The organism is Buttiauxella massiliensis (assembly GCF_902500225.1).
Taxonomy (GTDB): domain Bacteria; phylum Pseudomonadota; class Gammaproteobacteria; order Enterobacterales; family Enterobacteriaceae; genus Buttiauxella; species Buttiauxella massiliensis.
This window is the reverse complement of the sequence record NZ_LR722661.1, coordinates 74,336-98,605: the sequence shown is the minus strand read 5'-3', so window position 1 is coordinate 98,605 and position 24,270 is coordinate 74,336. Positions and strand designations below refer to the sequence as shown.

Genomic DNA, 24,270 nt, shown 5'->3' with positions numbered 1-24,270 from the left:
TTTCAGGGTGGAAGATCGTCGGGCATTTTTTTACCTGATTTGTCTGTTTTTGTAAGAATCAGGCGCAATTCAGAAATTCCGCATGATTAATTAATAATCGAATCGATGCGGCTTTACAGCGAAAACAAGATGTTATGAGTTTGATTTAATTGGTATTTCACATGTTCTGAAATATCAAAAAAACGTTACGTTTCATTTACTTGATACGGTATCGCTTATATACTTCTTGCCAACTTTGCATCCGCAACTGCCACAAGACGGAATACATGTATCAACCTGTCGCGTTATTTATAGGCCTGCGCTACATGCGTGGGCGAGCAGCTGACCGCTTCGGTCGCTTCGTCTCCTGGCTGTCGACTATTGGCATTACGCTTGGCGTAATGGCGCTGGTCACGGTGCTTTCCGTGATGAACGGCTTTGAGCGTGAGCTGCAAAACAACATTCTTGGCTTGATGCCACAAGCTGTTATCACCTCAACCAGTGGCTCTATTAACCCTGAAACACTTCCTGCGAAAGACCTAAAACTCGAAGGTGTTACGCGAATTGCACCGATTACTACGGGTGATGTAGTACTGCAGAGTGCGCGCAGCGTTGCTGTGGGTGTCATGTTAGGGGTTAACCCGGAAGAAAAAGATCCGCTTTCGCCGTTCCTGGTCAACGTGAAACAAACAGACCTGGTCGCTGGGCAGTACAACATTATTCTCGGCGAACAGCTTGCCGGGCAATTGGGTATTAAGCGTGGAGATAGCATCCGCGTGATGGTGCCTTCCGCCAGTCAGTTTACGCCTATGGGACGTTTACCAAGTCAGCGTTTGTTTAATGTGATTGGTACCTTCGCGGCTAATAGTGAAGTCGATGGTTATCAAATGTTGGTGAACCAGCAAGATGCATCACGCCTGATGCGTTACCCGTTAGGCAATATTACCGGCTGGCGTTTGTGGCTGGCTGAGCCACTTAAGGTGGATGTCCTGAGCCAGCAAACCTTGCCTCAAGGGACCGAGTGGAAAGACTGGCGCGAGCGTAAAGGTGAGCTGTTCCAGGCTGTGCGCATGGAAAAAAATATGATGGGGCTGCTGTTGAGTCTGATTGTGGCCGTTGCCGCATTTAACATCATCACGTCGCTCGGTTTGCTGGTGATGGAGAAACAAGGCGAAGTTGCCATTCTCCAGACTCAGGGGCTTACGCGTCGCCAAATCATGGCAGTGTTTATGGTGCAGGGGGCGAGTGCGGGTGTTATCGGTGCTTTGCTGGGTGCGTTACTTGGCGCGCTACTTGCCAGCCAGTTGAACAACTTGATGCCGATTATTGGCGCGTTGCTCGATGGTGCTGCGCTGCCGGTCGCTATCGACCCTGTACAAGTTATTGTGATTGCGATTATTGCTATGGCTGTCGCTTTATTATCCACGCTTTATCCATCGTGGCGTGCCGCCGCGACACTTCCCGCTGAGGCTTTACGTTATGAGTAATTCTGTCCTGTTGCAGTGTGACAAGCTGTGCAAACGCTATCAGGAAGGCAAAGTGCAAACGGACGTGTTGCATGATGTCAGCTTCAGCATCAATACCGGTGAGTTGATGGCGATTGTCGGCAGCTCTGGTTCTGGTAAAAGTACTTTGCTTCACCTGTTGGGCGGCCTGGATACACCAACGTCAGGCGATGTCATTTTTAATGGCAAAGCAATGAGTTCAATGTCCTCTTCTGCGAAAGCGGAACTGCGCAACCGGGAGCTGGGGTTTATTTATCAGTTCCACCATTTGCTGCCTGATTTTACCGCGATGGAAAACGTCGCCATGCCACTGCTCATCGGCAAAAAGAATACCGATGAAACAAAGCAACGTGCGCTGGATATGCTAAAAGCGGTAGGGCTTGATCACCGCAGCAATCACCGTCCGTCAGAGTTGTCAGGTGGCGAGCGCCAGCGTGTGGCGATTGCTCGTGCGCTGGTAAATAACCCGCGCCTTGTGCTGGCCGATGAACCGACTGGTAACCTCGATGCACGTAACGCAGATAGCATTTTCGAACTGCTGGGCGAGCTGAATGTGCGTCAGGGAACCGCTTTTTTAGTGGTGACTCACGACCTCAAACTGGCGAAGCGCATGTCTCGTCAGTTAGAAATGCAAGATGGCCGGCTGACTCATGAGCTGACTTTGATGGGAGCCGATTAATGGCTTCGCCACTGTCACTGCTGATTGGTTTACGTTTTAGCCGCGGGCGTCGTCGCAGCGGCATGGTGTCTCTCATCTCAATTATCTCCACGTTAGGTATCGCATTAGGTGTAGCGGTACTGATTGTGGGCCTGAGTGCGATGAACGGTTTTGAGCGTGAACTGAATAATCGCGTGCTTGCCGTTGTGCCACATGGTGAAATCGAGCCGGTTAATCAGCCATTCCACGACTGGAAAGGTGTGTTGCAACGTGTCGAGAAGGTTAAAGGCATCGTTGCAGCCGCGCCATACATCAACTTCACTGGCCTGGTGGAAAGCGGTGCTAACCTGCGTGCCATCGTGGTAAAAGGCGTCGATCCGCAACAGGAAACGCACCTGAGCGCACTGCCAGAATATGTGCAGAACAATGGCTGGAAGGATTTTAAAGCGGGTCAGCAGCAAATCATTATTGGTAAAGGTGTTGCCGATGCGCTGAAGGTGAAGCAGGGCGACTGGGTCTCCATAATGATTCCGAACAGTGATGGTGGTACCAAACTTCTGCAACCGAAACGTGTTCGCCTGCATGTCACTGGAATCCTGGCTCTAAGTGGTCAGCTTGACCACAGCCTGGCAATGGTGCCAATGGCTGATGCGCAGAGCTATCTGGATATGGGCGACAGCGTCACCGGTATCGCTATCAAGGTCAATGACGTCTTCAATGCCAATAAGCTGGTGCGTGATGCGGGCGAAGTGACTAATGCTTACGTTTATATCAAAAGCTGGATTGGCACTTACGGCTATATGTATCGCGATATTCAAATGATTCGCGCCATCATGTATCTGGCGATGGTGCTGGTTATCGGAGTTGCCTGTTTTAACATCGTTTCCACGCTTGTCATGGCGGTTAAAGACAAGAGCAGCGACATTGCTGTATTGCGTACCCTTGGGGCAAAAGATGGTCTGATTCGCGCCATTTTCGTCTGGTATGGTCTGCTGGCGGGGTTGCTGGGTAGTGTAAGTGGTGTGATTGTTGGGGTGCTGGCCTCCTGGCAATTGACCAATATTATCCACGTGATTGAAAAATTAATCGGTCATCAGTTCTTGTCCGGCGATATCTACTTCATTGATTTCTTGCCATCTGAACTGCATTGGCTGGATGTATTTTATGTCCTGATCACAGCATTGCTACTGAGTTTACTTGCCAGTTGGTATCCGGCACGCCGAGCCAGTAATATCGATCCGGCGCGAGTATTAAGCGGACAATAAATTCTTCACCAAAAATATATACCCTAAATAATTCAAGTTGCAGGTAGGCGGCACCCCTGCAGCTTGAAGTTTGACGGGTATAGGGAGAAACGATGTATTACGGATTTGATATTGGTGGCAGCAAGATGGCTCTTGGGGTCTACGACAGTGAGCGTCGTCTGCAATGGGAAAAACGTGTTCCCACCCCGCATGACAGTTATGAGAACTTTTTAGCGGCTATCGCTTCCATGGTACAGGAAGCCGATAGCCGTTTTGGTATTAAAGGCTCGGTGGGTATTGGTATCCCCGGAATGCCCGTCACAGATGATGGCACGTTATACGCGGCGAATGTTCCAGCAGCCAGCGGGAAACCGGTACAGGCCGATCTGAGCGCGATGCTCGGGCGTGAAGTACGCATGGACAACGATGCGAACTGTTTTGCGCTCTCTGAGGCCTGGGACGATGAGTTTCGTGATTACCCGGTGGTTATGGGCCTGATTCTCGGCACGGGTGTTGGCGGTGGCATCATCGTCAACGGTAAATCCATTACCGGGCGCAACTATATTACCGGCGAGTTTGGTCATACCCGCCTGCCAGTTGATGCACTTAACGTGCTGGGCCGTGATATTCCCCTCACGCGCTGCGGTTGCGGGCAACATGGCTGTATTGAAAACTATCTTTCTGGTCGTGGATTTGCGTGGGTTTATCAGCACTTCTACTCTGAACCACTGGACTCTAAAGAAATTGTTACCCGCTACCGCGCAGGTGATGAAAAGGCTGTAGCCCATGTCGATCGCTTCGTTGAGCTGCTGGCCTGCTGTCTTGGCAGCCTGTTAACGGCAATTGATGCGCATCTGGTCGTGATCGGCGGTGGGTTGTCTAACTTTACTGAGATGTACCAGCAACTGCCTGAGCGTCTGCCTAAGTATCTTCTGCCTGTGGCAAAAGTACCGCGTATTGAACCTGCGCGACATGGTGATGCCGGTGGCATGCGTGGTGCGGCATTCCTCCATCTCACGGAGTAAATTATGCTATCGCGTCGTCAACATCGGCTAAGCCGGTTTCGCAAAACTAAGCGTCTGCTCCGTCAGCGTTTACGTCAGCGTGCTTTTTTCAGAGATATACCTGGACCCGAAGCGATGGAAAAACCCAGAGTTGTGGTTCTGACCGGAGCGGGTATTTCCGCTGAGTCAGGGATTCGTACCTTCCGTGCCACTGATGGTTTGTGGGAAGAGCATAGGGTTGAAGATGTTGCGACGCCTGAAGGCTTCGCACGCGATCCTGAATTGGTACAGGCGTTTTATAACGCTCGCCGCCAGCAACTTCAGCAGTCGGAAATTAAACCGAATGCTGCCCATCTGGCACTGGCTCGTCTGGAAGAAGAACTGGGTGATCACTTCCTGTTGGTGACGCAGAATATTGATAACCTCCATGAACGAGCCGGCAATAAAAACATCATCCATATGCATGGTGAACTGCTGAAAGTTCGCTGTGCGCGCAGTGGGCAAGTGCTGGAGTGGAAAGGGGATATTACCCGCGAAGACCGCTGCCATTGCTGCCAACTTTCTGCACCGCTGCGCCCACATGTGGTGTGGTTTGGCGAAATGCCACTGGGTATGGATGAGATTTATCAGGCTATTGCTACGGCTGATTACTTTATTGCTATCGGTACGTCGGGCCATGTGTACCCAGCTGCCGGGTTCGTACACGAAGCCCGTTTACAAGGCGCGCATACGGTTGAGCTGAACCTTGAACCGAGCCAGGTTGGCAGTGAGTTCGAGGAAAAATTCTACGGCTTAGCCAGTGAAGTGGTGCCGGAGTATTTCGACCGCTTGTTGAAAGGTCTATAACAAATAGCGGGTAGCCGATGCTGCCCGCCTATTAATATCAACAAATTACGCTTTCGCCGTGACAAATAACTTCTCTTCCCGCAAAGCCACGACAATCAAAAATAGCGAAATATACGCGCAACAAAGTAATGCCAATGCACTGATATACCACGGCAATCGGGTCACATACACTGCGCTGCAAGAGAGGATCACCATAATGATTCCCGCGTACATGGGGTGAGCTATCCACGAAAAGATCCCGCTGTGTATTCGCTGCGCATGAGGAAGGTAATACCCCGCCCAGGTATGATGTGTCCCTAAATCGATTTTCCCTTTCACCACCAGAACGGTTCCTGCAATTGCTATCAGCAAACAAACCCAATCCAGCGGCGTAACGTATTCCACAAGGAAAAGGCTCCAGGCGAAGGCGATTATTGGCAGTAAATAAGTCAGCCGTAAGAGTTGTATCGCTCTGACATCAATCAGTGGTTTAGCCTCGGGCTTCTCTTTCCTCGCGAGAATAAACGCGGTGAAAATACCAAGGTTGAGCAGTTGGGCGAGTATAAAGAATGTATTCATCACGATTTTCACTCAGTCTGCAACGAGCGGGTGTAGTGAGATAACGGCAACAGTCAGGCGCTCATTCAAGCGTAGAAAGAGAGGGAAGTGATGCCATAAGGCGAAAGGATGAATTAAAAAGGCGGGACGATTGCCCCGCCTGGTATAAAAATTAACGTCCCGCCTTCAGCTTCTGATAGTAATTCTCATAAATCGTGCTGGCATCGCCGACATCGTTCTGCCACTCACCATTTTTCAGCACCGCTTCATCCGGGTAGAGCGTTTTATCACCAGACACTTCTTTCGGCAGCAGTTTGCGTGCTTCAAGATTTGGCGTTGGGTAGCCTATGGTTTCAGCCACCTGTTTTGCCACGTCCGGGCGCAGCAGGAAGTTAATCAGTTTCAGCGCACCATCGACGTTTTTAGCATTTGCCGGGATAGAAAGGTTATCCATCCAGAAAATCCCGCCTTCTTTTGGCCAGACAATTTCCAGCGGAGTCCCTGCCTGACGGGCAACGTAAGCGGAGCCATTCCACACCATCCCAAGATTCACTTCGCCTTCCATAAACGGGTTGGCTGGGTTATCCGAGTTAAATGCCGCGACGTTTGGTATCAGTTTTTGCAGCTCGTGGTAAGCCGCCTCAATCTCTTTTGGATTGGTGGTGTTGCCTGAGTAGCCGAGCTTGCGCAGAGCGACCTGGAACACTTCACGCGCATCATCAGTCAGCAACAGGCTTTGCTTATATTCTGGTTTCCATAAATCGGCCCAACTGGTGATGGTTTTCGGGTCTATGGCGTCGCTATTAACGCCAATCGCCGTAGCACCCCAGATATAAGGAATGGAATAGTCATTATTCGGGTCGAAGGGCTTGTTGAGCATTTCCGGATCGAGATTCTTGAAGTTGCTCAGTTTGCTTTTATCGATCTTCTGGATCATGCCTTCATTGCGCATTTTCGCGACAAAGTAGGTCGATGGCACCACTAAATCGTAGGCACCTTCTTTATAGGTTTTCAACTTGGCGTACATGGTTTCATTCGACTCGTAGGTCGAGTAAATCACCTTAATACCGGTTTCTTTAGTGAACTGCTCAAGCAGGCCTGGCGGCACGTACTCGGTCCAGTTATAGAAGTAGAGCGTCTTGCTATCGTCGGCATGTGCAGCGCCCATACCCAGTACCAGAGCGCCCGCAGCGAGCAGGTGGCGTGGCCATTTAGTCATTTTAACGTCCCCTGAGTTTTATCACGAAGAATAAGCTGACTGGCAATGACCAGGACCAGCGAGAGTACTAGCAGAATGGTAGCAAGTGCATTCACCTCGGGTGAAACACCGACCTTCACCATTGAATAAATCTTCAACGGCAAAATTTCATAACTCGGCCCGGTGACGAATGACGAAACCACAACATCATCCATCGAGAGCGTAAAACTGAGCAACCAGCCTGCGGCAACGGCAGGCATTGCCAGAGGCAAAAGGATCTTGCGCAGAATAATTAATTCGCTGGCCCCCAGATCTTTCGCCGCTTCTAACATCCGTACATCAAACCCTTTGAGGCGGGAATAGACGGTTACCACCACAAACGGCAGGCAGAAGGTGATGTGTGAGAACAGCAGCGACCAGAAACCGAGCGAAACGCCCAGCAGCATAAACAGCACCAACAGTGAAATCGCCATCACAATATCGGGTGACATCATCACCACAAACAACATACCGCTGACGAAAGGCTTGCCGCGAAAACGGTAGCGGTATAACGCCACAGCCGTTAACGAGCCAATTAACGTCGCCGCAGTGGCAGAAAACACCGCCATAGTCAGCGAGTGTTGAGCAGCTTGCAGCAGACTATCGTTGTTCATCAGCAGGCTATACCAATTGCCGGTAAAGCCTTGCCAGTTGATACCGAAACGCGAACTGTTAAATGAGTTTACGATCAAAATGATAATCGGGATGTACAGATACGCGTAGATGGCGGTCATAAAGCCGCCACGGAGCAGGCGACCCATCATTCTAATTCCACCTTTTTATTGAGCAACCTGGCAGCGCGCCAGTAAATCAGCAGCATCAGACCCATCACCAGTGTCAATGTAATGCTGGTGGCCGCCCCAAACGGCCAGTCACGAATATTCAGGAACTGGCTCTTAATGACGTTGCCAATCAGCAGGTTTTTCGCGCCACCCATCAGGTCTGAAACGTAAAACAGCCCCATTGCAGGCAGCATGACCAGCAGGCAACCGGCAATAATTCCCGGCATCGTGAGCGGGATAATAATCCGGATAAAGGTCTGTAGTTTGCTGGCACCCAAATCACGCGCCGCTTCCAGCAGCGGTTTATCGAGCTTTTCGATGCTGGAGTAGAGCGGCATCACCATAAACGGCAGCAGGATATAAACCAGACCAAGGATGACCGAGCTTTCGGTGTACATGATTCGAATCGGGGTATCAATCACGCCGAGCCACAGCAGGAACGCATTCATATAGCCTTTGGTGCTGAGGAAAATCTTCAGGCCATAAATACGAATCAGTGAGTTAGTCCAGAAGGGAACAATCAGCAAAAACAGCAGCAGCGGGCGCACGCGTTCTGGCAGGCGAGCAAGGAACCAGGCAAACGGATAGCCCAGCACCAGGCAGGCGAGGGTGGCTATCACCGCCATATTTAGCGAGTGCAGCAGCACTTGCGCATACAGCGGGTCGGCAAGGCGGGTGTAGTTATCCAGCGTGAAAACCATGCTGACGAAATTAGCATCATCACGCGTCAGGAAACTTGTCCCGATGATCATCAGATTGGGCAAGAACACAAACAGCAGCAGCCAACCGACGATGGTGGCGATCACCAGATTCTGGAACTTACGTGAGCTCTTCATCTGCCAGCACTACCTCCCAGCTTTCAACCCAATTCACAGCCATTTTTTGATCAAGTGTATGGTCAAAATCAGGATCGTCTTCATTGAAGAATTCGCTGACCATCACCATTTTGCCGTTTTCCAACTCAACGTTAGATTCCAGCGTCATGCCTTTATAGTTTCGTTCACGCACATAGCCAATCAAACCATCGGCAACGTGGGTATCGTTGATCTCTTCAACACGCAGATCTTCCGGGCGCAGCAGCACTTTTAGTCGCTGGCCTGCGGTGACGGGAATGGTCACATAAATATGGCATTCGCGGCCTTCAACGTTCGCCAGCACGCGCTGTTCATCCACGCGCTCAACGACGATTGCATCGAAGATATTGATTTCACCAATGAAACTCGCCACAAACAGGTTTTTCGGCTCTTCGTAGATTTCACGCGGCGTGCCGTCTTGCTCAATGTGACCATCACGCATCACCACAATCCTGTCGGACATGGTTAATGCTTCTTCCTGGTCATGCGTGACGAAGACAAAGGTGATACCGAGTTTACGTTGCAGCGCTTTTAATTCGTTCTGCATCTGCTTGCGCAATTTGTAATCGAGCGCGGAAAGCGACTCATCAAGCAGTAACAGACGGGGTTTGTTGACTACCGCGCGCGCAATCGCCACGCGCTGTTGCTGGCCGCCAGAAAGCTGATGCGGTAAACGCTGCGCAAATTCCTCAAGCTGCACCATTTTCAACGCGTCATTCACGCGCGCAGGTATCTCTGCAGCGGGTGTTTTTTGCATTCTTAAACCGAATGCCACGTTTTCGAAAACGGTCATGTGAGGGAAAAGAGCGTAGCTCTGGAAGACGGTGTTGACGTGGCGATGCTCAGCGGGAACCCGCGTAATGTCCAGGTCCTCAAGAGAGATAGTCCCGGAATCAACGCTTTCCAGCCCGGCAATTAAGCGCAGCACAGTAGTTTTGCCACAGCCGGAAGGGCCAAGGAGTGTCAGGAATTCACCATCATTAATGGTGAGAGATAAATCAGAAATAACGGTTTTACCATCAAAGCTCTTTCTTACTCCCACCAGTTCTACCAGCGGAGAGAGCGAACATTGCTGTTTATTCAATTTTTTACGCTGTCCCATATAAGACGCATCAAATTGCGGGCTGATGCGGGGTTTGTGATTAACCACCTTGCGGTTTCTGCACGTTTAAGTAAGGGCAGGCATTCTACGGCAAAGCATTGAAATCGCCAATCCTTGATGCTTTCCTGGGGATTGATTATGAAGATGTTTAAAGCAGCAAACACCAAATCCTCTCGCATTGCATTACATTCGTGACTATTTTCAACACTACCAGGCTAAAAGTGACCTAACGCAATATTTGCATCTGTGGCTTACTGATAATGAAGTCACAAAAATTGAGGGTAGCGCGACATGGATAAATTACTTGAACGTTTCTTACATTATGTCTCTTTGGATACGCAGTCCAAATCCGGCGTAAAACAAGTTCCCAGCACTGAAGGTCAGTGGAAGTTGTTGCGGTTGCTAAAAGAACAAATGGAAGATATGGGTTTAGTGAATGTGACTATTGCTGAGCATGGCACAGTCATGGGAACACTTCCGTCTACCGTCGATAAAAAAGTCCCGGCTATTGGTTTTATCTCTCATGTAGATACCGCGCCTGACTTTTCGGGCAAGAACGTTAATCCGCAGATTGTCGAAAACTATCGTGGTGGTGATATCGCGCTAGGCATTGGCGATGAAGTGCTATCACCGGTGATGTTCCCGGTTTTGCATCAGTTACTTGGGCAAACGCTGATTACCACCGATGGCAAGACGCTGCTTGGTGCCGATGACAAAGCCGGTATTGCTGAGATCATGACGGCGCTGGCGGTACTCCAGGAGAAAAAAATCCCGCACGGTGATATTCGTGTGGCGTTCACTCCGGATGAAGAAGTGGGCAAAGGTGCTAAGCACTTTGATGTTGACGCATTTGATGCACGCTGGGCCTATACCGTTGATGGCGGTGGTGTCGGTGAACTGGAGTGCGAGAACTTCAATGCGGCGTCTGTAACCATTAAAATTGTCGGCAACAATGTTCATCCTGGCTCTGCGAAAGGGGTGATGGTTAACGCACTTTCGATTGCCGCGCGCATTCACGCAGAAGTCCCGGCCGATGAAAGCCCTGAATGCACCGATGGCTATGAAGGTTTCTACCATCTGCACGGCATTAAAGGCTCGGTTGATAAAGCTGAAATGCACTACATCATCCGTGATTTTGACCGTGAACAATTTGAAGCGCGTAAGCGCAAGATGATGGATATCGCAAAGAAGGTGGGCAAAGGCCTGCACCCGGATTGCTATATCGAGCTGGTGATCGACGACAGCTATTACAACATGCGCGAGAAAGTGGCCGAGCACCCTTATATTATTGAAGTGGCGCAGCAGGCAATGCGTGACTGCGACATCGAACCGATCATGAAACCGATTCGCGGTGGCACCGATGGCGCACAACTGTCGTTTAAAGGTTTGCCTTGTCCTAACCTGTTCACCGGCGGCTATAACTATCACGGCAAACATGAGTTTGTGACGCTGGAAGGGATGGAAAAAGCGGTGGCTGTGATTGTGAGGATTGCGGAGCTGGTGGCGAAGCAGGGGTAAACATAAGTCGGATGTCGCTTGCGCTAATCCGACCTACGGAAGATTGATGTAGGGTGGATTAACGCAAGCGACATCCACCCATACGTTTCTGTTTAATCCTCGAAATACCAGTACCCGCTGTTAACCAGTGCGGCCAGCATGGCAAGGAACGACGGGTCTTCGAGCGCATCACCAAACATTTCTGCTTTCAGTGTGATATGGCTCGCCAGTGCTTCAAGCGCCGGGCGATGCGGGCTGTCAATTTTCTCGCCGTTGACGTAAATCTCATCGGCGATACGCAGCACGCGTAATCCACCGAGGCGAGTAATGGCATCACCTTGTTTCAGTGCGTCATAAATCTCGTCAGGCTGATATGGTGGCTCTGGTGGCGCAACGTCAAGTTCGTGGCGTGACTGGGAAATAAACTCGCCAAACCAGGTTTTAAAATGCTCTGGCTGGTTAATCAGTTCCAGCATCATTTCGCGTAATTTGTCCATTTCCTGTGGCAGAACATCAGCCGGATGCTGGCGTGCAGGCACGTCAGGGTCGGTATAACGCTGGCTGCCCAGTTCGCGTTGCAGCACATAATCGGCAAAACCACTAATCAGCTCGCGGCCACTTGGCGCACGGAAACCGACCGAGTAGTTCATCGAGTTTTCCAGCGAGTAACCTTCGTGCGGGAAACCAGGCGGAATATAGATAATATCGCCCGGCTCCAGCTCTTCGTCGATGATGGCGTCGAACGGCTCAACTTGCAGCAAATCAGGGTGCGGGCAGTGTTGTTTCAGGGCGACTTTCTCCCCGACACGCCAGCGGCGGCGGCCAACGCCCTGAATGATAAATACGTCGTACTGGTCATAATGCGGGCCAACGCCGCCGCCTGGAACCGAGAAAGAGATCATCAGATCGTCAATTCGCCAGTCTGGCAGGGCACGGAATGGGCGCATCAGGCGGGCACTTTGTTCATGCCAGTGGTTAACCGCCTGAACCAGTAAAGACCAGTTGTTTTCGCCCAAGTGATCGTAGCTCTGGAACGGACCGTGGCTGACTTGCCATCTGCCGTCGCTATGGCTGACCAGGCGGCTGTCCACCTCGTTTTCCATGGCAAGGCCTGCCAGTTCATCAGGGGAGATAGGGTCGATGAAATTTTTGAAGCCACGTTTTAGAACCACCGGGCGTTTTTGCCAGTAGTTCGCGATGAAATCGGGCCAATTTAGGTCGAGTTGATAGTCCATATTATTATCCGGCAGGTGAAGGAGCCTGCCGAGGATTATAACGGATGGTGCCCGCCGTTACGGGAGTATTTTCAATCTTCTTCTCGGTCTGGACGCTGGCGCGCAAAAATCACTTCCATGCGTGCGCCACCGAGTTCACAGCTCGAGGCCAGAATCTCACCGTCGTATTGTTCGACGATTTCACGTGCGACGGATAAACCCACGCCCTGGCCCGGTCGTAAGGTGTCTGCACGTTGCCCACGGTCAAACACCATGCTGCGTTTGCTTTCAGGAATGCCCGGTCCGTCGTCATCAACGATTAAATGCAGCGTGTCATCGAGCTGACGGCCAGAAATTTCAACAAATTCAAGGCAGTATTTGCAGGCGTTATCGAGCACATTACCCATTACTTCCATAAAGTCATTTTTCTCGCCCACAAAGGTGATTTCCGGTGAAATATCGAGCGTGATATTCACCCCTTTGCGTTGGTAAACCTTGTTGAGCGCTGAACACAGGCTGTCGAGTAGCGGGGCGACCGGATGAAGTTCACGGCTGATAAGCGCGCTGTCACCGCGCATGCTGGCGCGATGCAGGTAATAGCCAATTTGCTGCGAGATACGGCTGATTTGTTCCAGCATCAACGGTTCTGCTTCTTCAATATTCAGCGTCTTCGTGCGCATCGATCGCAAGGTGCTCTGTAAAACCGCCAGCGGTGTTTTCAGACTGTGCGTTAAGTCGGTAAGTGTGGTGCGGTATTTATCGTAACGGTCACGTTCAGTGCGCAGCAGGCGATTGAGGTTGCGCACCAGGCTGGTTAGCTCGCGTGTGGTTTCTGGGTTTAGGCTGTCACGGTCGTGTTTTTCCAGTTCACGCACTTCTTTTGCCAACTCTTCGATAGGGCGCAAGCTCCAGCGCGCGGCTAACCAAAGCAACGGGATAACCAATAATAGGTTGGCGAGGAAAACACAGGTAAACAAACTCCAGACCGTATACGAGCGTTTTAACTCGATTGGAATGGTGTCGACCACCACAATGGTTAAAGCGGGCATTTTACCCATTGCCGGGTATTTATTGACTGCAACGGAGTGGCTGACTTCATCGCTATAGTCGCCATCATAAAAATCTTTCAGCTGGTTCTGGAGATTTTGGTCGTTGCCTAACAAGTCATGGCTGGTATCAAAATTGGCATCCAGGTCGTGAAAACCGTCGGTGACGAGCCACTCTTTTTTAATTTGCTGCACCACATGCGGCAAATCACGCTGAGCCCACATCAGCTTGCCTTTATCATCGTAGATAAGGGCCATAGTCGGAGTTTTCAGATTCAGGTTTTCAGGAATCACGACATTTATCTTGCCGTTCTCGTAGGTCGCGAGGGTATAAAACAGGTTGCTCTCGCCGCGCAGCAAACGAAAAGTTGTTTTATCAAAACTGATGTTATAACCCACTAGTGCCACAACGCCGTAGGCCAGTGACAGCACCAAAACGACGGCGGCGGTTGCGAGTAAAAAGCGAACTCGTAACGATAACGGTAAAAAATGTCGGATGAATTTCATGGTTAACGCAGATCGAAGCGATAGCCTTGACCACGCACCGTGGTGATGGCTTCGTGCGGGTATTCAGCCAGGATCTTCTTGCGCAGACGTCCCATCAATACATCAATGGTGTGGCTTTCGCGCAGTTCGGCATCGGGGTAAAGCTGGAGCATGAGTGAATCTTTACTGACCACTTTGCCATTATTGCGGATCAGCGTTTCCATAATGGTGTATTCAAAGGCAGTGAGCTTGATAAGGTTGTCGTTGATAAGCAGCTCGCGGCGTGACAAATCGACCTGGAAAGGGGGCAGGGAAATAACCTGCGATGCCAGGCCGCTGTTGCGGCGCATTAACACCTGCATGCGGGCGACAACTTCCTCGAGATGAAACGGCTTAGTCACGTAATCATCAGCACCTGCTCCCAGCACTTCGACCTTGTCCTGCCAGCCCTCACGCGCGGTAAGCACCAGAATAGGAATTGTCACGTCGTGGCTGCGCCAGCGGCGAATCAGGCTCAGGCCATCTTCATCGGGCAGGCCTAAATCGACAATGGCAATATCGGGGGTATGTTCATTCAGGAAATAGTCAGCTTCTTTGGCATCTTCAGCAGCATCGACTTGATGCCCGGACTCACGAAGCTGAACCTTGAGATGGTGACGTAACAGAGCATTATCTTCTACAACCAGAACTCGCATTCTTTATCCCCCAGAATATAAACGGCATTGATAGTTTAACGCTAATTATCAACGAGGGGGCATAAACCATGCTTAAACAGGCGGGGAGGAAAAAACGCCACCGCGGAGGGTGGCGTTGGAAGGTTATTTCAGTTCGTCAACCATGGTGATGGCGCGGCCAATATAGTTCGCCGGGGTCATCGCTTTCAGGCGAGTTTTCTCTTCTTCTGGCAGCTCAAGGCTGTCGATAAACTGCTTCATGCCTTCCGCATCAACGCGTTTGCCGCGAGTCAGTTCTTTGAGCTTCTCGTAAGGCTTTTCAATGCCGTAACGGCGCATCACGGTCTGAATTGGCTCAGCCAACACTTCCCAGTTGAGATCCAGTTCCGCCAGCAGACGGTCACGGTTCACTTCCAGCTTGCTCACACCTTTCAGGGTTGACTGGTATGCAATCAGCGCATAGCCAATACCAACTCCCAGGTTACGCAGCACGGTGGAGTCAGTCAGGTCGCGCTGCCAGCGTGAAACAGGCAGTTTGCTCGCCAGGTGTTGCAGCATCGCGTTAGACAGGCCCAGGTTGCCTTCGGAGTTTTCGAAGTCAATTGGGTTAACTTTGTGCGGCATAGTAGAGGAGCCGATTTCGCCAGCAATCGTTTTCTGTTTGAAGTGGTTCAGCGCGATGTAACCCCAGACGTCACGATCGAAGTCGATCAGAATGGTGTTAAAGCGTGCGATGCAGTCAAACAGCTCAGCGATGTAATCGTGCGGCTCGATTTGTGTGGTGTACGGGTTCCACTGAATGCCCAGTGAAGTCACGAACTCTTCGCTGAACTGGTGCCAGTCAACTTCCGGGTAGGCAACCATGTGCGCGTTATAGTTACCCACTGCACCGTTGATTTTGCCCAGAATGTCCACGTTCTCTAACTGACGGAACTGGCGCTCCATGCGGTACGCCACGTTTGCCATTTCTTTACCCATTGTTGATGGGGTGGCAGGCTGGCCGTGGGTACGGGAAAGCAGAGGAATATCGCGATACTGAACCGATAGGTCTTTCACCGCGTCGATCACTTTGCGCCAGTACGGCAGTACCACGTCCTGGCGTGCAGTTTGCAGCATCAACGCGTGGGACAGGTTGTTGATATCTTCAGAAGTACAGGCGAAGTGAATAAATTCAGATACCGCATGCAGGGCAGGGACGGCCTCTACTTTTTCTTTCAGGAAATACTCAACCGCTTTTACGTCGTGATTGGTGGTGCGTTCAATAGTTTTGATGCGTGCTGCATCTTCTTCACTAAACTCAGCAACAATTTTATCAAGGTAACCGATTGCGTCTGCGTCAAAAGCAGGAACTTCCTTGATCGCTGCGTGCGTGGCCAGTTTTTGCAGCCAACGTACTTCGACTTGTACGCGGAATTTCAGCAAACCAAATTCGCTGAAAATAGCGCGCAGAGCGCTGACTTTGTCGCCGTAACGTCCATCAACGGGGGAAACGGCGGTCAGTGAGGATAATTCCATAAGTTACAACTCCAGAGAGGTTAACATTGAGCAAGAATTTGTTTGGCCTGAGCACACAGGCGACTACGAGAAAACATTAACTGCAAGCGGCCACCGCCAACTTGATGCCACAACACGGCGGCACGAATACCGGCCAATAATGAGGCGCGAACTTTGCTCTGCACCTGCGGGCTTTGCAGCACAGCAGGGGAACCGGTGACCTGAATACGTGGGCCAAGTGGGCTAATCACATCGACATAAATCCCTGCCATGGCGCTAAGAAGCGTGTCGGACTCGAGATCAAAATGATCAAGCTGACGCTGCAACCCGGCAATGCTTGAGCCGAGTTTGTCCATCGCGCCTTTGCTGCCGTGAAGCTTACGTTCCAGCACCATCAGGCTTAATGTGTAGCGCGTCAGTTCAGCATTTAAACCCTGGCGATTACTGGCGTTAAGCACGCCCAGCAGTGTTTCAAGACCCAGTTTCAGATTGGCTTCATTGCCACCAAAAACGTCCAGCGTGGAACCTGGGTTTTGATCGATAACGCTATTTAGCGAAACATGCAGCGCATCGTTATCGCAATGCCCCTGGTGAGCCAATTGCTGAACCAGACGGGCAGATTGGCAGATCCCTGCCAGTGCGATGGTGATGTCATAGTAATTCTTGGCCACGGAGCTTCTTCCTTGCTGACAATTTTTAAACAGTGAGCGGCAGACGCTGCTCAATAACACCACCACCGAGGCATACTTCACCGAGATAGAACACGGCAGACTGGCCTGGTGTGACGGCAGCAACAGGTACATCAAAACGCACTTCAATACGGTCTGCATCCAGCGGTGTAATCACGCATGGAAGGTCAGTCTGACGATAGCGGGTTTTGACCGTACACTTCAGTGGTTCGGTCAATGTTTCACGGTCAACCCAATGCAGTTGCTGTGCAATTAAGCCAACGGACATCAGGCGCGGATGCTCACTACCCTGAGCCACAACCAAGATATTGTTCTCAACGTCTTTATCGACGGTGTACCAAGGTTCTTCGCTACCGTCTTTAGTGCCACCGATACCCAGCCCTTTACGCTGGCCCAGCGTGTGGTACATCAAACCCTGGTGCTCACCAATGGTTTCGCCATCAACGGTGACAATTTTACCGGGTTGTGCAGGCAGGTAGCGGCCGAGGAATTCACGGAATTTGCGCTCGCCGATAAAGCAGATACCGGTGGAGTCTTTTTTCTTCGCGGTGATCAAATCTAACTCTTCAGCAATGCGGCGAACTTCTGGTTTTTCCAGCTCACCGACCGGGAACAGGCTTTGTGCGATTTGCTCGTGCCCTAGCGTATAAAGGAAGTAGCTCTGATCTTTGTTGCTGTCTAAGCCGCGCAACAGGCGACTTTTACCGTCCACATCTTCGCGACGCACGTAGTGACCGGTGGCGATGTAATCGGCACCTAAATCTTCGGCGGCGAATTCGAGGAAGGCTTTAAATTTGATCTCTTTGTTGCACAGAATATCCGGGTTTGGTGTGCGCCCGGCTTTGTACTCTTCCAGGAAGTGTTCAAACACGTTATCCCAGTATTCTGCGGCAAAGTTTACGGTGTGCAGTTCAATGCCGAGCTTGTCGCAAACGGCTTGCGCATCAGCTAAATCAGCTGCTGCAGTGCAGTACTCCTCGCCATCATCCTCTTCCCAGTTCTTCATGAACAGGCCTTCCACCTTGTAACCTTGTTGTTGCAACAGGTACGCGGAAACGGAAGAATCGACACCGCCGGACATCCCGACGATCACTTTTTTTGGGCTTTCAGACATTGGAATAACTCACGACATTGAACTTATAAGGCGGCATATTCTATCACGCATCCCCAAAGCTATCACCCCTAACTAAACGGCCAGTTAAATGCACCCAGAATGCTGAGCGGATAACGTTCAGCTCGTTGGTAGCAACGAATACTTTCGGCAACCAGCGGTGAGCGCAAATTATCAGCGTTAACAATTTGTTGCGGATCGAGCCATAAACAACGATCGATGTCGCTATCGTGTGGCGTTGTCGGGAGTTGTTCGTCGAGATCGATGGAAAACAGAAATCGCAGGAAAGGGGTTTTATCCGGGGCTACCCACTGGTGCATGCGGATAAACGTCTGCGGTTGCGCACAAATACCGGTTTCTTCATATAATTCGCGCTTAGCCGCTTCTATTAACGTTTCGTCAGCTTCCAGGTGCCCGGCAGGCTGATTCCACGTGGCTTTGCCATTGATTGTTTCTTCAACAACCAAAAATTTCCCTTGTGCCTGAACCACGCAGGCGACGGTAACGTGCGGTTTAAACATCGTTATTCTTCCTGTCTCAAATTCGTTAGTCCGATCATTAGAAAGTGATCTGGATCACATATTTTTTCTGTGACCTATACTCTGTTGGATTTCAAAAATCCCACGAGGGCACCATCATGCAGCTTACCACGCGTATTATGCCGCAACAGAAACGTATCGCTTTAGTAGCTCACGATCCTTGTAAACCCGACTTGTTGAACTGGGCGGTTGATAACCAGACGGCTCTTAGCCAACATATCATTTACGCAACTGGCACCACCGGAAACTTATTGCAGGCACACACTCGGTTATCCGTTCTGGCGCTGATGAGTGGTTCGATAGGGGGCGATCAACAGCTTGGATATTTGATTGCATCAGGCCAGATAGATGTGCTGATTTTCTTCTGGGACCCGCTCAGCGCGGTGCCACATCATTCTGATGTCAAAGCTTTGATGCGGCTGGCAACGGCCTGGAATATCCCGATTGCCAGCAACGCGTGTAGCGCCAATTTCCTTATTCACTCGTCGCTCTTTGAGCAGGCGTTAGAAATCACCGTGCCTGATGGCGATGCTTTCCTCAGTAGCCGCGTTTCGCATGTCACTCAACACGGCGTGAATACTCAGCACCTTTTATAGCGAGTCAATGGGGATTTCGCACCATTCGCCCGGCGCTAAATCTGCCAGTTCCAGTGTTCCCATGGCATAACGAATCAGGCGTAGCGTTGGGAAGCCCACATGCGCCGTCATTCGTCTCACCTGGCGATTGCGCCCTTCATATAAAGTGATTTTTAGCCAGCTGGTGGGAATCGCTTTGCGCTCGCGAATCGGCGGGTTACGCGCCCAAATCCACTCAGGCTCTGCAACTAATTCAGCTCCCGCAGGCAGAGTAGAGCCATCGTTGAGCGTCACACCATTTCGCAAAGATTCCAGCGCCTCTTCCGTCGGCACGCCTTCAACCTGCACGAAATAAATTTTACCGGTGCGTTTACCTGGCTCAGTCAGTTTTGCCTGCAATGCGCCGTCATTGGTTAACACCAGCAAACCTTCGCTATCTCTGTCCAGACGGCCCGCCGCGTAAATTCCTTGTAACGGTATGTAATCTTTCAGCGTGCTGCGCCCGGATTCGTCGGTGAATTGCGGTAGCACATCATAGGGTTTATTGAAGATAACCAGCCGCTTCGGTCCGCTATGCTGTGGTTTTTTGGCAGGTCGTTGTGTGCTGAATCGTTTAACTTGCTGGTTTCTAAAAGAAGTTTTATTCATAGTGTTTTCAGACGTTAGGTATTAACGCATTATAACGGAAATCACCAGTGATTGGCGCGGGCCTGATATTCAAGTAGTATTGACACGCACATTACAAATCATTAACAAAAAGAAGCGCTCGAAGGAGAAGGTTAATGGAAAGCAAAGTAGTTGTTCCGGCGGAAGGTAAAAAGATCACCCTGCAAGATGGCAAACTGAATGTTCCTCACAACCCAATCATTCCTTTCATTGAAGGTGATGGTATCGGTGTGGACGTGACGCCAGCTATGATTAAAGTGGTTGATGCCGCCGTGCAGAAGGCCTACAAAGGCGAGCGGAAAATTTCCTGGATGGAAATCTATACCGGCGAAAAATCTACCCAACTTTATGGCCAGGACGTCTGGCTGCCAGAAGAAACTCTGGACCTGATTCGTGATTACCGTGTGGCGATTAAAGGGCCACTGACCACGCCAGTTGGCGGCGGCATTCGTTCTCTGAACGTTGCTCTGCGCCAGCAACTTGACCTGTACGTGTGCCTGCGTCCGGTGCGTTACTACCAGGGCACACCAAGCCCGGTTAAACACCCAGAGCTGACCAACATGGTTATCTTCCGTGAAAACTCAGAAGATATTTATGCGGGCATCGAGTGGAAGGCTGACAGCGCTGAAGCTGAAAAAGTCATCAAATTCCTGCGTGATGAAATGGGTGTGACGAAAATTCGTTTCCCAGAACATTGCGGTATCGGCATCAAGCCTTGCTCAGAAGAAGGCACCAAACGCCTGGTTCGTGCAGCCATCGAATACGCAATCACCAACGACCGTGATTCCGTGACCCTGGTTCACAAAGGCAACATCATGAAATTCACCGAAGGTGCTTTCAAAGACTGGGGCTACCAGCTGGCGCGTGAAGAGTTCGGCGGCGAGCTGATCGACGGCGGCCCATGGGTGAAACTGAAGAACCCAAATACTGGCAAAGAGATTGTTGTAAAAGACGTGATTGCTGATGCGTTCCTGCAACAGATCCTGCTGCGTCCTGCTGAATATGACGTAATCGCATGTATGAACCTGAACGGTGACTACATCTCCGACGCCCTGGCCGCTCAGGTTGGCGGTATCGGTATCGCACCAGGCGCGAACATCGGTGATGAATGTGCCCTGTTCGAAGCCACCCACGGCACCGCACCAAAATATGCTGGCCAGGATAAAGTGAACCCAGGTTCTATTATTCTGTCCGCTGAGATGATGTTGCGTCATATGGAATGGTTCGAAGCGGCTGACTTAATTGTTAAAGGTATGGAAGGCGCGATTAACGCCAAAACCGTAACTTACGATTTCGAACGCCTAATGGAAGGCGCTAAGCTGCTGAAATGTTCAGAGTTTGGCGACGCAATGATTGAACATATGTAATTAGCAAAGTTTGCTAATGCTAAAACGGGAGCCTGGTGCTCCCGTTTTTTATGGGCAAATTTATACTTCAGGTTTTTCGTAACGTGGCAATTGGGTGACTTGATAAACTTTCGTGCTTTCGATGGTGCATCTGTCCGGCGTCGGTATTCCTGAATAAAACAAAAAATACTGCTGTTTCTCAGGGAAGAAAACCAGATCATCTCCATTCTGGAAACTAGTTACGCGAAAGGGAATGTCATTTTTTGTTTTGGTTACCCTGATGCCAGACGCAACCATAAAATGATCGTCCCATTTCATTGTCGAAAGATTGTGGCTAAACCGTGATATCACTACATTTTCGCGTTGGGGGCATGAAAGCTGGGTCGCTGTAGCAGCAAAAGCGGAAGATTGAGCAAAACCCAGAAGGGTAATTAAGAGAATGAGTTTCATAAAATATCTTATTTGTAATGCATTGTAATAATAAGGTAACACGTTTCGCTATGGAGTTTAACTTCACGGGTTACTCGCATCATGAGATATTAATCTGCAAATGGTGATTTGGTTTTAAATAATTTAGCCCTTTTTAAATGCTTTGCTGCTTTTTTATGCCTGAAATGGTTTATTTAAAATCAATAAGTTGAATTTTTGAGCGAACGATTCGCAGGGGTTTGCATAGCGGCTCGGCTTTGTATAATATGTTTTCCACGCCGACTTAGCTCAGTAGGTAGAGCAACTGACTTGTAATCAGTAGGTCACCAGTTCGATTCCGGTAGTCGGCACCATACATTAAAAAAACCACCTTTTAGGTGGTTTTTTTTCGTCTGTATTTTAGTGAAAAAGGAAGGCTAGCTGTTGATAGCACTTCCTTCTTATTTCCTAGATCCAACCCTGCTGGCTTGCTAGCCATACAAGAATTGCTACCACTATTAATACGATGGTCGTTTTTCTCATAACTGCGAAACCCTTTTAAAACATCTGACGATGAGTGGCGAGGATGATATCAGGAGTTGAAGACGGAAAACCTAACGTTGTTTACTGAATAGGTTTGGTTTTACTCTTCGCAAACCAACCAAAAATCGGCTTCGTCGAACATCTCTTCAACCAGACGGTTAATCTTTTCTTTTTCATTCTTGGTGCAGTCGCTGTGAACTGCATTGGTCTGCATCGGTTTTACCCTGACGTCGGCATCGGGGAAAATAGCCTGAACCCTTCGAGTCAGTTCATTAAGAATTTTTTCATTTGCACCGGGAAGGCCCGCTACATTTCGTTTGTCGTAAACCAATTCAACGAACATTAAAATGCTCCTTCTAAAGCTGTATTTATATACAGTAATAAATATCGGTATTCAAGGCAAGCCTGTTCCCAAAAAACACAGTGTGTGCAGAGGTGAGGTGAGGGTTATTCTGCTTTAACTCCTGTAAGCGGAGTCTCATGTTCACGTGCTTTCATCTGTTCCATGATTAATTGATAAGCAATGTAATACTTGAAGATATTGCTCACGTATTGCACTGTTTCATTGCCAATGCGCAGTTGTGCGATGCGTTCGACATTATCAAACCAGACGTTGGGATCAAGACCTTTGGCCTCGGCTTCTTTACGTAACCGGGCAATTTTAGCTGGCCCTGCATTATAGGAAGCAAAGGTGAACAGCAGTTTGTTCATTTCGGTCATGGGCTGGTCTGCAAAATAGCGGTCGCACATAAAGCGGATATATTTCACACCCGCGTTAATGTTTGGGTCGATTAACCGTATATCACCGACTTTTAACTCTTTCCCGGTCGTGGGGAGTACTTGCATTACGCCAATCGCACCGCTTTTACTGCGCACCTTCTGGTCAAGGCGAGACTCCTGATAGCCTTGCGCTGCCATCAATAGCCAGTCGATATTATATTGTTCGCCATATTTGCGGAAAATTTCGGTTACCAGGTAAAACTTATCTAGCTCCTCTTGTGAGCGGGAGTCTTTCACCCATTTTGTATTACGCAAATATTTATAAACTTGTTGATTTCCGAATGAAGTACCAATTTTATGTGCGGTGGTGAATTTATCGAGTTGCGCGCGCAGGAGCGGGGAATCCTTGCGCATTGCCAGTGCAATAGATCCATCATCACGCAGGATAATGTTTTCGTAGACCACCAAATTGGGGTAAATCTGTTTCCAAAGCAATGCCAGGTACCTGTCGACAACGGTGTAATCCGCAAGGTTCGCATTCACCATCTCAAGAATATCTTCTGGTTCAAAATTACCAGGGGCTTTAGTGATGACCGCTGGAGGGAGTTTCTTCTCTACTAAGCTTTTATTCAGTGCATCAATACTGGAAATGTAGCTGGTCGAAGGATTCACAAACAGAGACTTACCCGACAGGGATTCAACACTCTTTAATTCAGGCGCTTTGCTACTGGCAATAACGACCTCGCGGACGTTTTTCGCCAATGGCGCACTGAAGTCGACGAGTTTTTCGCGCTCCTCTGTAATCGTCATATTAGCCGCAATTATATCGCCACGCCCGGCGACAAGTTGAGGGATAAGTTGATCGCGTGCGGTCGGAATAAATAGAAGATGTGTTTTCTGAGAGGGTTTTAAGCCCTTATTAATTTGTTTATCAAACTCTTGCATCAGTTCGACCATGATGCCGCGTTGTGTGCCGCCGTTATCAATAAAGTAGAAAGTTTTACTGTATGGAATCAAAACGCGCACGACGCGCCTTTTTTGCATCACATCAAAGTCGCCCAGAACGGTATTAACTTTGGTTTCGAATTTCAAAGGGGGGTCTTCGGTGGCTGCGTGCGTCATCGGCAAAAACGTGGTGATCAATAGTACTACCAACAGCAAGCGGATCATGGCTACACCATCTAAGCCTTCCAGCCGGGTACTGTTTAACTATAGCTTGCACACTGATGGTTTGATTAATAAATGCACGATTTATGATTGGAATGAGAGTCACAGAGAACGGTCTGCCGTCTGGATGAGAAAATTATTATTTGAAAATAATTCTTGCTTCCAATGAGCGTCTATGAGTAAATGCGTCATCGGTTTGGAAGACAGACCTTATGAAAGCAGTTTTAGTAAAGCAGTCCTCAGTTCAAGCGCTATCAAGTCATCAGATACCCTTCTTCGTGAGTCTCCTCCTAAGTGCCTAAATAAGAAACGTTCTGCAATACAGACCACGTTCGCCATATTAAATG

Annotated in this window: 24 protein-coding genes and 1 tRNA gene; 9 read left to right on the top strand and 16 right to left on the bottom strand. The window is 49.7% G+C overall.

All coding sequences use genetic code 11. The features are described 5' to 3' along the window. Positions 1-266 precede the first annotated feature (266 nt). The 5 genes from lolC to cobB all read left to right on the top strand — a co-directional run bounded on the left by lolC (position 267) and on the right by cobB (position 5,236). Positions 267-1,466: a lipoprotein-releasing ABC transporter permease subunit LolC gene (lolC, locus tag GC128_RS18415; RefSeq protein ID WP_151995504.1), complete on the top strand. Its 1,200-nt coding sequence runs from the start codon at positions 267-269 to the stop codon at positions 1,464-1,466. Continuing rightward, positions 1,459-2,163, top strand: coding sequence for a lipoprotein-releasing ABC transporter ATP-binding protein LolD (gene lolD / locus GC128_RS18410; protein WP_064517961.1), 705 nt, complete (start codon positions 1,459-1,461; stop codon positions 2,161-2,163). Before lolC ends, lolD begins: the two co-directional genes overlap by 8 nt. Next, positions 2,163-3,407: a lipoprotein-releasing ABC transporter permease subunit LolE gene (lolE, locus tag GC128_RS18405; protein ID WP_151995503.1), complete on the top strand. Its 1,245-nt coding sequence runs from the start codon at positions 2,163-2,165 to the stop codon at positions 3,405-3,407. Before lolD ends, lolE begins: the two co-directional genes overlap by 1 nt. Before the next feature lie 92 nt (positions 3,408-3,499). Beyond that, entirely contained in the window at positions 3,500-4,411 is a 912-nt protein-coding gene (nagK, locus tag GC128_RS18400) for an N-acetylglucosamine kinase (RefSeq protein WP_151995502.1), read from the top strand. 3 nt (positions 4,412-4,414) lie between these two features. Continuing rightward, on the top strand, positions 4,415-5,236 hold the full coding sequence (gene cobB, locus GC128_RS18395) for a Sir2 family NAD+-dependent deacetylase (protein WP_151995501.1): 822 nt from the start codon (positions 4,415-4,417) through the stop codon (positions 5,234-5,236). Between the two features lie 45 nt (positions 5,237-5,281). On the opposite strand, the gene GC128_RS18390 is transcribed toward cobB, so the two are convergent. The 5 genes from GC128_RS18390 to potA all read right to left on the bottom strand — a co-directional run bounded on the left by GC128_RS18390 (position 5,282) and on the right by potA (position 9,748). Continuing rightward, positions 5,282-5,794 carry a methyltransferase gene (locus GC128_RS18390; protein WP_151995500.1) on the bottom strand — a complete coding sequence of 171 codons (513 nt, stop codon included), beginning with the start codon at positions 5,792-5,794 and terminating at the stop codon, positions 5,282-5,284. 151 nt (positions 5,795-5,945) lie between these two features. Then, the gene (gene potD / locus GC128_RS18385; protein WP_151995499.1) at positions 5,946-6,992 is read right to left on the bottom strand and encodes a spermidine/putrescine ABC transporter substrate-binding protein PotD; all 1,047 of its coding nucleotides are present in this window, start codon (positions 6,990-6,992) and stop codon (positions 5,946-5,948) included. Next, positions 6,989-7,774, bottom strand: coding sequence for a spermidine/putrescine ABC transporter permease PotC (gene potC, locus GC128_RS18380; protein WP_151995498.1), 786 nt, complete (start codon positions 7,772-7,774; stop codon positions 6,989-6,991). Before potC ends, potD begins: the two co-directional genes overlap by 4 nt. After that, positions 7,771-8,628 (bottom strand): spermidine/putrescine ABC transporter permease PotB, encoded by an 858-nt coding sequence (potB, locus tag GC128_RS18375; RefSeq protein ID WP_151995497.1) that lies wholly within the window; start codon positions 8,626-8,628, stop codon positions 7,771-7,773. The genes potC and potB overlap by 4 nt, the downstream gene beginning before the upstream one ends. Then, complete coding sequence (potA, locus tag GC128_RS18370) at positions 8,612-9,748, bottom strand: spermidine/putrescine ABC transporter ATP-binding protein PotA (RefSeq protein ID WP_151995496.1); 1,137 nt, start codon at positions 9,746-9,748, stop codon at positions 8,612-8,614. Before potA ends, potB begins: the two co-directional genes overlap by 17 nt. A 291-nt stretch (positions 9,749-10,039) precedes the next feature. Between potA and pepT the strand changes: the two genes are divergently transcribed. Next, complete coding sequence (pepT, locus tag GC128_RS18365) at positions 10,040-11,266, top strand: peptidase T (protein ID WP_151995495.1); 1,227 nt, start codon at positions 10,040-10,042, stop codon at positions 11,264-11,266. Positions 11,267-11,358: 92 nt separating this feature from the next. Here pepT and GC128_RS18360 read toward each other — a convergent pair whose 3' ends face one another. From GC128_RS18360 to GC128_RS18330, 7 genes are all read right to left on the bottom strand, one after another. Then, positions 11,359-12,480 (bottom strand): ribosomal protein uL16 3-hydroxylase, encoded by a 1,122-nt coding sequence (locus tag GC128_RS18360; RefSeq protein WP_151995494.1) that lies wholly within the window; start codon positions 12,478-12,480, stop codon positions 11,359-11,361. A gap of 71 nt (positions 12,481-12,551) precedes the next feature. Then, positions 12,552-14,012 (bottom strand): two-component system sensor histidine kinase PhoQ, encoded by a 1,461-nt coding sequence (gene phoQ / locus GC128_RS18355; protein WP_151995493.1) that lies wholly within the window; start codon positions 14,010-14,012, stop codon positions 12,552-12,554. Positions 14,013-14,014: 2 nt separating this feature from the next. After that, complete coding sequence (gene phoP / locus GC128_RS18350; protein ID WP_151995492.1) at positions 14,015-14,686, bottom strand: two-component system response regulator PhoP; 672 nt, start codon at positions 14,684-14,686, stop codon at positions 14,015-14,017. A gap of 123 nt (positions 14,687-14,809) precedes the next feature. Further along, complete coding sequence (purB, locus tag GC128_RS18345; RefSeq protein ID WP_151995491.1) at positions 14,810-16,180, bottom strand: adenylosuccinate lyase; 1,371 nt, start codon at positions 16,178-16,180, stop codon at positions 14,810-14,812. Positions 16,181-16,200: 20 nt separating this feature from the next. Next, on the bottom strand, positions 16,201-16,830 hold the full coding sequence (hflD, locus tag GC128_RS18340; RefSeq protein WP_134183377.1) for a high frequency lysogenization protein HflD: 630 nt from the start codon (positions 16,828-16,830) through the stop codon (positions 16,201-16,203). Positions 16,831-16,855: 25 nt separating this feature from the next. Continuing rightward, the gene (mnmA, locus tag GC128_RS18335) at positions 16,856-17,962 is read right to left on the bottom strand and encodes a tRNA 2-thiouridine(34) synthase MnmA (RefSeq protein ID WP_151995490.1); all 1,107 of its coding nucleotides are present in this window, start codon (positions 17,960-17,962) and stop codon (positions 16,856-16,858) included. A 68-nt stretch (positions 17,963-18,030) separates the two neighbouring features. After that, positions 18,031-18,480 (bottom strand): NUDIX hydrolase, encoded by a 450-nt coding sequence (locus GC128_RS18330; RefSeq protein ID WP_151995489.1) that lies wholly within the window; start codon positions 18,478-18,480, stop codon positions 18,031-18,033. A gap of 116 nt (positions 18,481-18,596) precedes the next feature. Between GC128_RS18330 and GC128_RS18325 the strand changes: the two genes are divergently transcribed. Further along, positions 18,597-19,094, top strand: a complete 498-nt coding sequence (locus tag GC128_RS18325; protein ID WP_151995488.1) for a methylglyoxal synthase — start codon at positions 18,597-18,599, stop codon at positions 19,092-19,094. On the opposite strand, the gene rluE is transcribed toward GC128_RS18325, so the two are convergent. Beyond that, on the bottom strand, positions 19,089-19,721 hold the full coding sequence (rluE, locus tag GC128_RS18320) for a 23S rRNA pseudouridine(2457) synthase RluE (protein WP_151995487.1): 633 nt from the start codon (positions 19,719-19,721) through the stop codon (positions 19,089-19,091). The two genes, GC128_RS18325 and rluE, sit on opposite strands and share 6 nt — an antisense overlap. Positions 19,722-19,855: 134 nt before the next feature. Between rluE and icd the strand changes: the two genes are divergently transcribed. Then, complete coding sequence (gene icd / locus GC128_RS18315; protein WP_034456083.1) at positions 19,856-21,106, top strand: NADP-dependent isocitrate dehydrogenase; 1,251 nt, start codon at positions 19,856-19,858, stop codon at positions 21,104-21,106. Positions 21,107-21,166: 60 nt separating this feature from the next. On the opposite strand, the gene GC128_RS23165 is transcribed toward icd, so the two are convergent. Next, positions 21,167-21,535, bottom strand: coding sequence for a hypothetical protein (locus tag GC128_RS23165; protein ID WP_226812175.1), 369 nt, complete (start codon positions 21,533-21,535; stop codon positions 21,167-21,169). Between the two features lie 256 nt (positions 21,536-21,791). On the opposite strand from GC128_RS23165, the gene GC128_RS18305 reads away from it, so the two are divergent. Next, a tRNA-Thr gene (locus GC128_RS18305) sits at positions 21,792-21,867 on the top strand. Positions 21,868-22,136: 269 nt separating this feature from the next. Here the strand turns inward: GC128_RS18305 and GC128_RS18300 are convergent. Together GC128_RS18300 and GC128_RS18295 are read right to left on the bottom strand one after the other, a co-directional pair. Continuing rightward, on the bottom strand, positions 22,137-22,379 hold the full coding sequence (locus GC128_RS18300) for a DinI-like family protein (RefSeq protein WP_151995486.1): 243 nt from the start codon (positions 22,377-22,379) through the stop codon (positions 22,137-22,139). A 104-nt stretch (positions 22,380-22,483) separates the two neighbouring features. Then, positions 22,484-23,926, bottom strand: a complete 1,443-nt coding sequence (locus GC128_RS18295) for an MltF family protein (RefSeq protein WP_151995485.1) — start codon at positions 23,924-23,926, stop codon at positions 22,484-22,486. Positions 23,927-24,270: the final 344 nt, after the last annotated feature.

Bases quoted from the DNA above. Each gene is read 5' to 3' on its own strand.
- lolC (WP_151995504.1), top strand. From the start codon at position 267: ATGTATCAACCTGTCGCGTTATTTATAGGCCTGCGCTACATGCGTGGG.
- lolD (WP_064517961.1), top strand. From the start codon at position 1,459: ATGAGTAATTCTGTCCTGTTGCAGTGTGACAAGCTGTGCAAACGCTAT.
- lolE (WP_151995503.1), top strand. From the start codon at position 2,163: ATGGCTTCGCCACTGTCACTGCTGATTGGTTTACGTTTTAGCCGCGGG.
- nagK (WP_151995502.1), top strand. From the start codon at position 3,500: ATGTATTACGGATTTGATATTGGTGGCAGCAAGATGGCTCTTGGGGTC.
- cobB (WP_151995501.1), top strand. From the start codon at position 4,415: ATGCTATCGCGTCGTCAACATCGGCTAAGCCGGTTTCGCAAAACTAAG.
- GC128_RS18390 (WP_151995500.1), bottom strand. From the start codon at position 5,794: ATGAATACATTCTTTATACTCGCCCAACTGCTCAACCTTGGTATTTTC.
- potD (WP_151995499.1), bottom strand. From the start codon at position 6,992: ATGACTAAATGGCCACGCCACCTGCTCGCTGCGGGCGCTCTGGTACTG.
- potC (WP_151995498.1), bottom strand. From the start codon at position 7,774: ATGATGGGTCGCCTGCTCCGTGGCGGCTTTATGACCGCCATCTACGCG.
- potB (WP_151995497.1), bottom strand. From the start codon at position 8,628: ATGAAGAGCTCACGTAAGTTCCAGAATCTGGTGATCGCCACCATCGTC.
- potA (WP_151995496.1), bottom strand. From the start codon at position 9,748: ATGGGACAGCGTAAAAAATTGAATAAACAGCAATGTTCGCTCTCTCCG.
- pepT (WP_151995495.1), top strand. From the start codon at position 10,040: ATGGATAAATTACTTGAACGTTTCTTACATTATGTCTCTTTGGATACG.
- GC128_RS18360 (WP_151995494.1), bottom strand. From the start codon at position 12,480: ATGGACTATCAACTCGACCTAAATTGGCCCGATTTCATCGCGAACTAC.
- phoQ (WP_151995493.1), bottom strand. From the start codon at position 14,012: ATGAAATTCATCCGACATTTTTTACCGTTATCGTTACGAGTTCGCTTT.
- phoP (WP_151995492.1), bottom strand. From the start codon at position 14,686: ATGCGAGTTCTGGTTGTAGAAGATAATGCTCTGTTACGTCACCATCTC.
- purB (WP_151995491.1), bottom strand. From the start codon at position 16,180: ATGGAATTATCCTCACTGACCGCCGTTTCCCCCGTTGATGGACGTTAC.
- mnmA (WP_151995490.1), bottom strand. From the start codon at position 17,962: ATGTCTGAAAGCCCAAAAAAAGTGATCGTCGGGATGTCCGGCGGTGTC.
- GC128_RS18330 (WP_151995489.1), bottom strand. From the start codon at position 18,480: ATGTTTAAACCGCACGTTACCGTCGCCTGCGTGGTTCAGGCACAAGGG.
- GC128_RS18325 (WP_151995488.1), top strand. From the start codon at position 18,597: ATGCAGCTTACCACGCGTATTATGCCGCAACAGAAACGTATCGCTTTA.
- rluE (WP_151995487.1), bottom strand. From the start codon at position 19,721: ATGAATAAAACTTCTTTTAGAAACCAGCAAGTTAAACGATTCAGCACA.
- icd (WP_034456083.1), top strand. From the start codon at position 19,856: ATGGAAAGCAAAGTAGTTGTTCCGGCGGAAGGTAAAAAGATCACCCTG.
- GC128_RS23165 (WP_226812175.1), bottom strand. From the start codon at position 21,535: ATGAAACTCATTCTCTTAATTACCCTTCTGGGTTTTGCTCAATCTTCC.
- GC128_RS18300 (WP_151995486.1), bottom strand. From the start codon at position 22,379: ATGTTCGTTGAATTGGTTTACGACAAACGAAATGTAGCGGGCCTTCCC.
- GC128_RS18295 (WP_151995485.1), bottom strand. From the start codon at position 23,926: ATGATCCGCTTGCTGTTGGTAGTACTATTGATCACCACGTTTTTGCCG.